Source organism: Bradyrhizobium sp. UFLA06-24 (assembly GCF_054967145.1).
Map to the genome: position 1 here is coordinate 65225 of NZ_JADFUE010000034.1, position 9001 is coordinate 74225.

Sequence of the window (9001 nt, forward strand, 5' to 3'; positions counted from 1 at the left end):
CGTGGGTGAGTGCCGGCATGCCTCTAGCACGGCAGGCCCGCAAAAAAAGGGGGTTTCCCGGGATTGTAGGATTCAGCATTTTGCTGCACTGCACTTGAAAGCTTTGCAGAACTGTCTAAAGTGTAGGCATGACGCTTGACTGCACAAGAATTGTGCGCAAGATAGACCATGGCAGGCGCGATGAGGCGCTGCCCACGCAACGAGACCCCAGTGACCGGCTCGGCAGTATCAGGCTCTAAGCCGTTGAAGATAGGCGATATTGAGGTCGCCACCCCGGTCTTCCTGGCACCGATGTCGGGCGTGACCGACTCGCCCGTCCGCAAGCTCGCCGCCGAGCTGGGGGCGGGTCTGGTCGTCTCCGAAATGACCGCCAGCGATGAGCTTGCCAACGGCCACCGCATGTCGCGGTTGCGCTGCGAAGCGACCGGGGTCGGGCCGCATGTGGTCCAGCTCGCCGGCTGCGAGGCGCATTGGATGGCGGAAGGCGCCCGGATCGCCGAGGCCGAGGGTGCCGACATCATCGACATCAACATGGGCTGTCCCGCCCGCCACGTGACCGGGGGCCAGTCGGGTTCGGCCCTGATGCGCGACCTCGACCACGCCGTCAGCTTGATCGAGGCGACGATATCGGCCGTGAAGGTCCCGGTGACGCTGAAGATGCGGCTCGGCTGGGACGATCGTAGCCGCAACGCGCCGGAGCTGGCGCGGCGCGCAGAGGCCGCTGGTATCAAGCTCGTCACGGTGCACGGCCGCACCCGCTGCCAGTTCTACAAGGGTGAAGCCGATTGGGATGCGATCCGCGCAGTGCGCGAGGCCATAGCCATTCCGCTCGTCGTCAATGGCGACATCACCAGCTACGAGAAGGCGCTCGCGGCGCTTGAGGCCTCCGGAGCCGATGCCGTGATGATCGGCCGCGGCGCGCAGGGCCAGCCCTGGCTTCCCGGCGAGATCGGCCGTCGTCTCAACGGCGGGGCGGCTGAAGCCACGCCGGGGCTTGCAACGCAGCTGCACTACGTCCGGACGCTGTACGAAGGCGTCTGCGCGCTCTACGGCCTGCGGGTCGGCCTCAAGCATGCGCGAAAGCATCTCGGCTGGGCGCTCGATGTCGCCGCGGAAGCGAGCGGTGCGCCGATCGAGACGCTGAAGGCCTGGCGCCGGAAGATCCTGACCTCCGAGGACCCGAAGCTCGTCCACCGGTCGCTGCAGGATGCCTTCGACGATTTCGCGTGGAGCGCCGCTGCATGACCTCGGCCGCTGAACATCGCAAGCCGTCTGACAGCGACGCGATCCTCGATGCCTTGCCGAATCCCGTGCTGATGATCGGGCCGGACGGCAAGATCGTCGCCGCCAATATCGCGACCGAAGCCTTCTTCGATATCTCGACGCAGTTTCTGAAGCGGCAGTCGCTCAAGGAGCTGGTGCCGTTCGGCAGTCCCTTGCTGGCGCTGATCGACCAGGTGCGCTCTTCGAACTCGCCCGTGAACGAATACAAGGTCGATCTCGGCACGCCGCGCATGGGCGGCGATCGCCAGGTCGATCTGCACGTCGCGCCGCTCACCGAGCGGCCCGGTCATATCGTGGTGATGCTCCAGGAGCGCTCCATCGCGGACAAGATGGACCGGCAGCTCACCCATCGCAGCGCCGCGCGTTCGGTGATCGCGCTGGCCGCGATGCTGGCGCACGAGATCAAGAATCCGCTCTCGGGCATCCGCGGCGCGGCGCAATTGCTGGAGCAGCAGGCGTCATCCGAAGACCGCATGCTGACCCGCCTGATCTGCGACGAAGCCGACCGCATCGTGACGCTGGTCGACCGCATGGAGGTGTTCGGCGACGAACGCCCGGTGGTGCGCGGCCCCGTCAACATTCACTCCGTCCTCGACCACGTGAAGAGGCTGGCGCAGTCCGGCTTTGCCCGCAACATCCGCTTCATCGAGGACTACGATCCGTCGCTGCCGCCGGTGCTGGCGAATCAGGATCAGTTGATCCAGGTGTTCCTCAATCTGGTGAAGAACGCCGCCGAAGCGCTGATCGACGTTCCCGACGCCGAGATCCAGCTCACCACCGCATTCCGCCCCGGCGTGCGCCTGTCAGTCCCCGGTCAAAAATCCCGGGTATCCCTGCCGCTCGAATTCTGCGTGAGGGACAATGGACCAGGCGTGCCGGACGATCTTCTGCCCAACCTGTTCGATCCGTTCGTGACCACGAAGCAGACCGGCTCTGGCCTAGGTCTTGCTCTGGTCGCCAAGATCGTCGGCGATCACGGGGGCATCATCGAATGCGAGTCTCAGCCGCGCAAGACCACCTTTCGCGTGCTGATGCCGATGTACTCCACATCGGCCAGGACCGCGGATCACAGCAGTCGCGACGGCTCTGCCGGGAAGTCGTCGTCTGCATCACAGGGGGCAAAATGAGGATTAACGATGCCCGCAGGTAGCATTCTCGTAGCTGATGACGACACCGCCATCCGCACGGTTCTCAACCAGGCACTTTCCCGGGCCGGGTATGAAGTCAGGCTGACCGGCAATGCCGCGACGCTGTGGCGCTGGGTCAGCCAGGGGGAGGGCGATCTCGTCATCACCGACGTGGTGATGCCGGACGAAAACGCCTTCGACCTGTTGCCGCGGATCAAGAAGATGCGGCCGAACCTGCCCGTCATCGTCATGAGCGCGCAAAACACCTTCATGACGGCGATCCGTGCCTCCGAGCGCGGGGCTTATGAATATCTGCCGAAGCCCTTCGACCTGAAGGAGCTGATCGCCATCGTCGGTCGCGCGCTCGCGGAGCCGAAGGAGCGTGTCGCGACGCCGGACGAGGACGCCGAGATGGAGGCGATCCCGCTGGTCGGCCGCTCGCCGGCGATGCAGGAAATCTACCGCGTGCTGGCCCGCCTGATGCAGACCGACCTCACCGTGATGATCACGGGCGAGTCCGGCACCGGCAAGGAGCTGGTGGCGCGCGCGTTGCACGATTACGGCAAGCGCCGCAACGGCCCATTCGTCGCGGTGAACATGGCGGCGATCCCGCGCGACCTCATCGAGTCCGAATTGTTCGGCCATGAGCGCGGCGCCTTCACCGGCGCCAACACCCGCGCCTCCGGCCGGTTCGAGCAGGCCGAGGGCGGCACGCTGTTCCTCGACGAGATCGGCGACATGCCGATGGAGGCGCAGACCCGTCTGCTGCGCGTCTTGCAGCAGGGCGAATACACCACCGTCGGCGGCCGCACCCCGATCAAGACCGATGTGCGCATCGTCGCGGCCTCGAACAAGGATCTGCGCGTCCTGATTCAGCAGGGCCTGTTCCGCGAAGATCTGTTCTTCCGTCTCAACGTCGTGCCGCTGCGCCTGCCTCCTTTGCGCGAGCGCATCGAGGATTTGCCGGATCTCATCCGTCACTTCTTCGCGCTCGCCGAGAAGGACGGATTGCCGCCGAAGAAGCTCGATGCGCTGGCGCTGGAGCGGCTGAAGCAGCATCGCTGGCCCGGCAACGTGCGCGAGCTGGAAAACCTCGCGCGCCGTCTCGCCGCGCTCTATCCGCAGGACGTGATCACGGCCTCCGTCATCGACGGCGAGCTGGCGCCGCCCTCGGTCAGTCCGGGTGCTGCGGTTCAGCAGGGCGTCGACAATCTCGGCGGCGCGGTGGAGGCCTATCTCTCATCGCACTTCCAGGGCTTCCCGAACGGCGTGCCGCCGCCGGGCCTCTATCACCGCATCCTCAAGGAGATCGAGGTGCCGCTGCTCACGGCCGCACTCGCCGCCACCCGCGGCAACCAGATCCGCGCCGCCGACCTGCTCGGCCTCAACCGCAACACGCTGCGGAAGAAGATCCGGGATCTCGATATCCAGGTGTACAGGAGCGGGGGCTAATCCCCGCCACAGCGCACCGAGGTGGCTCAGCTCCCCTACCAAAGCGGAGCTGAGCCTGTCCGGATCGCGCTGGCCGTTGCGGCTGACGCGGTGAGCAGAAGTCCTGATCGGGCTGAAACGTTCCGCGGGAACATACAAATTGTGCCGGTGGTCGCAGGTCGCCGACCGTCGCGCCTACCTGATCAGGCGCGCCGCGACCGGCTGAATATTGGCCATCTGCGCCGTCTCCTCCTGCCTGCTCGGGCCGTTGACCAGGAGGTCGGAGGCGACGATCAGCAGGAGCACGGCCGACACCATTACTGCGAGAAAGATCCTGTCCATGCCGGATCAAGCCGGAATGGCCGGATTCCGTTCCCGCGCAGCGGGAATTGAACTGCTATCCCTGTGGATGCGCTGCTCGGCCGCGGGATAGACGCCGCGGAATTGTCGCAATTCGGCAACAATGTGGTACGAATACATCAGTATCCGCCCCGCGGATCCGTTTTCAGCACCCCATTGCCGGAATGACCAGCGCAGATACCTCGGCCGCAGCCTTTGACACGGCCCCAGAAGAGCCCCGGCGCTGGTCGGTGCGACGCTGGTTGGGCCCGTTTGCCGTTGCTCTGGCGCTGCTGTCGGCACTTCTGACCTTCCTGGTGCTGACCGGCCTGACCCGAATCGAGCCGACCCCGGAGGTCGTCAGCTCGTTCCTGGCGATCAACGCCGGCACCGTCCTGCTCCTGATCGGGATCATCGTCCGCGAGGTCTGGCAGATGATCCAGGCCCGCCGGCGGGGACGGGCAGCGGCGCGGCTGCACGTGCAGATCGTCGGTCTGTTCTCGATCGTTGCCGTGCTGCCGGCGGTGCTGGTGGCCGTCGTCGCCAATGTCACGATCGAGCGCGGCCTCGACCGCCTGTTCTCGGGACCGACCAAGGAGGTGATCCAGAATTCGCTGATCATCGCGCGCGCCTATGTACAGGAGCACGCGCAGGTCATTCGCGGCGATATCCTCGGCATGGCCAACGACGTCTCTCGCGTTCCGCTGCTGTTCGACCAGGACCGGCAGTCGTTCCTGCAGCTTTTGACCTCGAGTGCGGCGGCACGCAATCTCCCGGGCGCAATGCTGATGGGCAAGGACGCCAATCCGATCCTGTCGGCAGAGACCGGGGGCGTCCCGCTCGCCTTCGCGCCGCCTGCGCCGGAGTTTCTTCAGAACGTCAACGAGAACGAACCCGAGATCGCGGTCTTGCCCGACCAAAACCTTGTCGCTGCCGTGATCCGGCTCAGGGGCTTCACCAACACGTTCCTCTACGTCGCCCGCCCGCTTGATCCAAGGGTCGTTGCCCAGCTGAGGCAGACCGAGCTGAGCGTCGCCGAATACGCGCAGATCGAATCGCGCAAGCTCGGCATCCAGGTCGCGTTCGCGCTGATGTTCGCGGTGATCGCGCTGACCATTTTGATGGCCTCGGTGCTGATCGGGCTCAACTTCGCCAACTCGCTGGTGGCGCCGATCAGGCGCTTGATGAACGCGGCCAACACCGTCTCGACGGGTGATCTGCACGTCCAGGTGCCGGTCCACAAATCGGAAGGCGATCTCGCCCAGTTGGGTGAGACCTTCAACAAGATGACGCAGGAGTTGCGCAGCCAGCGCGACGAGCTCGTCAATGCCAGCGATCTCATCGACAGCCGCCGCCGCTTCATCGAGGCCGTGCTGTCGTCGGCGAGCGCCGGCATCATCGGTGTCGACAGCTCGGGCAGCGTCGGCATCCTCAACCGTTCCGCCGAGAAGCTGATCGGACATTCCGAGGCCGAGACGCTCGGCCATCCGCTTTCCGACGTGCTGCCCGAACTCGACGAGATGATGAAGACGTCGCGGGAAGGCACCCAGCGCCTGGTGCAGGGCCAGATCACCATCACCCGCGACGGCACCGAGCGTAACCTGTCGGTGCGGGTCAGCGCCGAGAAGAACCAGCCGCACGACAGCTACATCATCACGCTCGACGACATCACCGAGCTGGTCTCGGCGCAGCGCACCTCGGCCTGGGGCGACGTCGCCCGCCGCATCGCCCACGAGATCAAGAACCCGCTGACGCCGATCCAGCTCTCGGCCGAGCGCATCCGCCGCAAGTTCGGCAAGGACATCACCGAGGCCAAGGACAAGCAGATCTTCGACCAGTGCACCGACACCATCGTGCGCCAGGTCGACGACATCAGGCGCATGGTCGACGAGTTCTCGCGCTTTGCGCGGATGCCAAAGCCCGTAATGGAGGGCGAGGACGTCGCCGACACCGTGCGGCAGGCGGTGTTCCTGATGAAGGTCGCCCATCCCGAGCTCGATATCGAAGCCGAGTTCAGGGAGGACCCGCTGCGCGCCCAGTTCGACCGGCGGCTGATCTCGCAGGCAGTCACCAACATCGTCAAGAACGCCACCGAAGCGATCGAGCAGGTCCCGCCGGAAGAGCTCGGCAAAGGTCGCATCGATGTCGTGGTGTCGCGCGAGGGCGAGGACGTGCTGATCGACGTCATCGACAACGGCATCGGCCTGCCCAAGGTCGCGCGCTCGCGGCTGCTCGAGCCCTATGTGACGACGCGCGCCAAGGGCACCGGCCTCGGGCTTGCGATCGTCGGCCGCGTGCTGGAAGACCATGGCGGCCGCATCGAGCTGAAGGACGCCTCCGACTTCCGCGAAGGCCAGCGCGGCGCCTGGATGCGGATGCGCTTTGCGATCTCCGGTCAGGCCAAGAAGGCCGACGGAGCCGGGCAGGGACCAGTCGTCACGGCGCAGGAAACAAAAGAGCCGGCGGCCGAAACCAAAGAGCCGGCTGAACAGACCAATGATTCACCGAAAATCGAAGCCTCAACAGGCAGCGGACAAGACAGGCGCGACCCATGGCAAGTGAAATTCTGATTGTCGATGATGAGGCCGATATTCGGGATCTCGTTGCGGGCATCCTCGAAGACGAGGGTTTTGTCACCAGGACCGCACGCGACAGCGATTCCGCGTTGGCCGAAATCGCCAACCGCCGGCCCCATCTGGTGTTCCTCGACATCTGGCTGCAGGGCTCCAAGCTCGACGGCTTGCAGCTCCTGGAGCAGGTCAAGAAGGATAATGCCGATCTGCCTGTCGTGATGATCTCCGGCCACGGCAACATCGAGACCGCGGTCGCCGCGATCAAGCGCGGCGCCTACGACTTCATCGAGAAGCCGTTCAAGGCCGACCGGTTGATCCTGGTCGCAACCAGGGCACTGGAGAACTCGCGGCTCAAGCGCGAGGTCAAGGAGCTGAAGCAGCTCGCGCCGAGCGCCAGCCAGCTGGTCGGCCGCTCGCCCAGCATGAACCAGCTGCGCCAGACCATCGAACGCGCCGCGAAAGCGAACAGCCGCATCCTGATCGTCGGTCCCGCGGGCGCTGGCAAGGAGTTGACGGCGCGCACGTTGCACGCGGCCTCCGGCCGCGCCGATGGCCCCTTCGTCGTCATCAACGCTGCCGCGATCACGCCGGAGCGGATGGAGCATGAGCTGTTCGGCGTCGAGCAGTCCAACGGCGAGCAGCCGCGCAAGCCCGGCGCGCTGGAGGAAGCCCATGGCGGCACGCTGTTCATCGACGAAATCGCGGACATGCCGCGCGAGACCCAGAACAAGATCTTGCGCGTGCTGGTCGAGCAGTCGTTCCAACGCGTCGGCGGCACCGCCAAGGTGCAGGTCGATGTTCGCATCATCTCCTCGACCGCCCGCAACCTCGAAGAGGAGATCGCGGCCGGTCATTTCCGCGAGGACCTCTATCACCGGCTCTCGGTGGTGCCGATCCGCGTGCCCGCGCTCTCGGAGCGGCGCGAGGACATTCCGGAACTGATCGACTATTTCATGGAGCAGATCTCGGCGGGTAGTGGCCTGCCCAAGCGGCAGATCGGCCAGGACGCGATGGCGGTGCTGCAATCGCATGTCTGGCCGGGCAATGTGCGCCAGCTCCGCAACAACGTTGAACGGGTCATGATTCTCGCCGCGGGCGGCCCGGAGGTGATCATCACCGCCGACATGCTGCCCCAGGACGTCGGCTCGATGGTGCCGGCGATGCCGACCAGCAACAACGGTGAGCACATCATGGGCCTGCCGCTGCGCGAGGCGCGTGAAGTGTTCGAGCGCGACTATTTGATTGCCCAGATCAGCCGTTTTTCAGGAAATATTTCTCGTACGGCCGAGTTTGTTGGCATGGAACGTTCGGCACTACACCGGAAGTTGAAGGCATTGGGCGTTGGTTGAGGCCCGCGCACGCTGCGGGCACCGGCAATACCCGGGAAAAATCATCGATTTCCGTAGTTTTTCGGGCCGATAGTATGCGCCCTGCCGCGTGAAGCGGCTTGCCTAATAGGTCCGCCTGCCTTCTAATCAACCTGCTGTTCCCTAGAGGGGGATCTCATGAGGGACGGCAACCGGACGAAGACCCCAAATTTTCAAAACAGGGCCGCGACCGGCGCAATAAAAAGAAACTCAAAGCGAGAAAAAAACAATGGCGGCAGACCGCGCACAAAACCTACAGGACACCTTCCTCAACCACGTTCGCAAAACCAAGACGCCACTGACGATCTTTCTGGTCAACGGAGTGAAGCTCCAGGGCATCGTGACCTGGTTCGACAATTTCTGTTTGCTGCTTCGGCGCGACGGTCACTCGCAGCTCGTCTACAAGCATGCGATCTCGACCATCATGCCGGGCGCTCCGATCCAGCTGTTCGAAGGCGGCGAGGATCAGCCGGCTTGAGAGTGATCTGATTGGAACCCCGGAATTTCGACGGGGATGCCGACCGTCCGCGGCCGGCAGGGGCTAAGCAGACGGGGCGGGTGCTTGTCATCGGCCCCTATTTGCGGGCGCGCGCGGGAAGTGCCGACGCGCAATCGGAAGGTCATGTCCAGCGAGACGCCGAAGCACGGCTCGACGAAGCCGCGGGCCTTGCGCGTGCGATCGACCTCGTCATTGCCGACGCCATCATCGCACCGATCAGCCAGATCCGGCCTGCAACCTATATCGGCAAGGGCAAAGTCGAGGAGATTGCCGCACTGGCCAAGAGCCTCGACGTCGAGCTCGTGGTGATGGATTGCGCGCTGGCGCCGATCCAGCAGCGCAATCTCGAGAAGGAATTGCACACCAAGGTGCTCGATCGCA

Annotated in this window: 8 protein-coding genes; 7 read left to right on the forward strand and 1 reads right to left on the reverse strand. The window is 64.6% G+C overall.

Going from position 1 to position 9001, the window contains the following annotated elements; all coding sequences use genetic code 11:
* The first annotated feature begins 243 nt into the window (after positions 1 to 243).
* From dusB to ntrC, 3 genes are read left to right on the forward strand one after another with little or no spacing between them, the layout of a single operon-like run.
* Positions 244 to 1245: a tRNA dihydrouridine synthase DusB gene (dusB, locus tag IF809_RS24695; RefSeq protein ID WP_462838803.1), complete on the forward strand. Its 1002-nt coding sequence runs from the start codon at positions 244 to 246 to the stop codon at positions 1243 to 1245.
* Positions 1242 to 2411: a two-component system sensor histidine kinase NtrB gene (locus IF809_RS24700; protein WP_128966200.1), complete on the forward strand. Its 1170-nt coding sequence runs from the start codon at positions 1242 to 1244 to the stop codon at positions 2409 to 2411. Before dusB ends, IF809_RS24700 begins: the two co-directional genes overlap by 4 nt.
* Before the next feature lie 9 nt (positions 2412 to 2420).
* On the forward strand, positions 2421 to 3863 hold the full coding sequence (gene ntrC / locus IF809_RS24705; protein ID WP_128966201.1) for a nitrogen regulation protein NR(I): 1443 nt from the start codon (positions 2421 to 2423) through the stop codon (positions 3861 to 3863).
* A 174-nt stretch (positions 3864 to 4037) separates the two neighbouring features.
* On the opposite strand, the gene IF809_RS24710 is transcribed toward ntrC, so the two are convergent.
* Positions 4038 to 4184: a hypothetical protein gene (locus IF809_RS24710; protein WP_164938681.1), complete on the reverse strand. Its 147-nt coding sequence runs from the start codon at positions 4182 to 4184 to the stop codon at positions 4038 to 4040.
* 182 nt (positions 4185 to 4366) lie between these two features.
* Here IF809_RS24710 and IF809_RS24715 point away from each other — a divergent pair, with 182 nt between their 5' ends.
* The 4 genes from IF809_RS24715 to IF809_RS24730 form a co-directional block, all read left to right on the forward strand.
* A complete protein-coding gene (locus IF809_RS24715) occupies positions 4367 to 6751 on the forward strand; it encodes a sensor histidine kinase (RefSeq protein ID WP_462838800.1) in 2385 nt (794 codons plus the stop codon).
* Entirely contained in the window at positions 6733 to 8103 is a 1371-nt protein-coding gene (gene ntrX / locus IF809_RS24720; protein ID WP_128966203.1) for a nitrogen assimilation response regulator NtrX, read from the forward strand. The genes IF809_RS24715 and ntrX overlap by 19 nt, the downstream gene beginning before the upstream one ends.
* A gap of 247 nt (positions 8104 to 8350) precedes the next feature.
* Positions 8351 to 8599, forward strand: coding sequence for an RNA chaperone Hfq (gene hfq / locus IF809_RS24725; RefSeq protein ID WP_007591126.1), 249 nt, complete (start codon positions 8351 to 8353; stop codon positions 8597 to 8599).
* An 11-nt stretch (positions 8600 to 8610) separates the two neighbouring features.
* A partial coding sequence (locus tag IF809_RS24730) for an HflX-like GTP-binding protein (protein WP_462838801.1) occupies positions 8611 to 9001 on the forward strand: 391 nt, incomplete at its 3' end.

Bases quoted from the DNA above. Each gene is read 5' to 3' on its own strand.
- IF809_RS24700 (WP_128966200.1), top strand. From the start codon at position 1,242: ATGACCTCGGCCGCTGAACATCGCAAGCCGTCTGACAGCGACGCGATC.
- ntrC (WP_128966201.1), top strand. From the start codon at position 2,421: ATGCCCGCAGGTAGCATTCTCGTAGCTGATGACGACACCGCCATCCGC.
- IF809_RS24710 (WP_164938681.1), bottom strand. From the start codon at position 4,184: ATGGACAGGATCTTTCTCGCAGTAATGGTGTCGGCCGTGCTCCTGCTG.
- IF809_RS24715 (WP_462838800.1), top strand. From the start codon at position 4,367: ATGACCAGCGCAGATACCTCGGCCGCAGCCTTTGACACGGCCCCAGAA.
- ntrX (WP_128966203.1), top strand. From the start codon at position 6,733: ATGGCAAGTGAAATTCTGATTGTCGATGATGAGGCCGATATTCGGGAT.
- hfq (WP_007591126.1), top strand. From the start codon at position 8,351: ATGGCGGCAGACCGCGCACAAAACCTACAGGACACCTTCCTCAACCAC.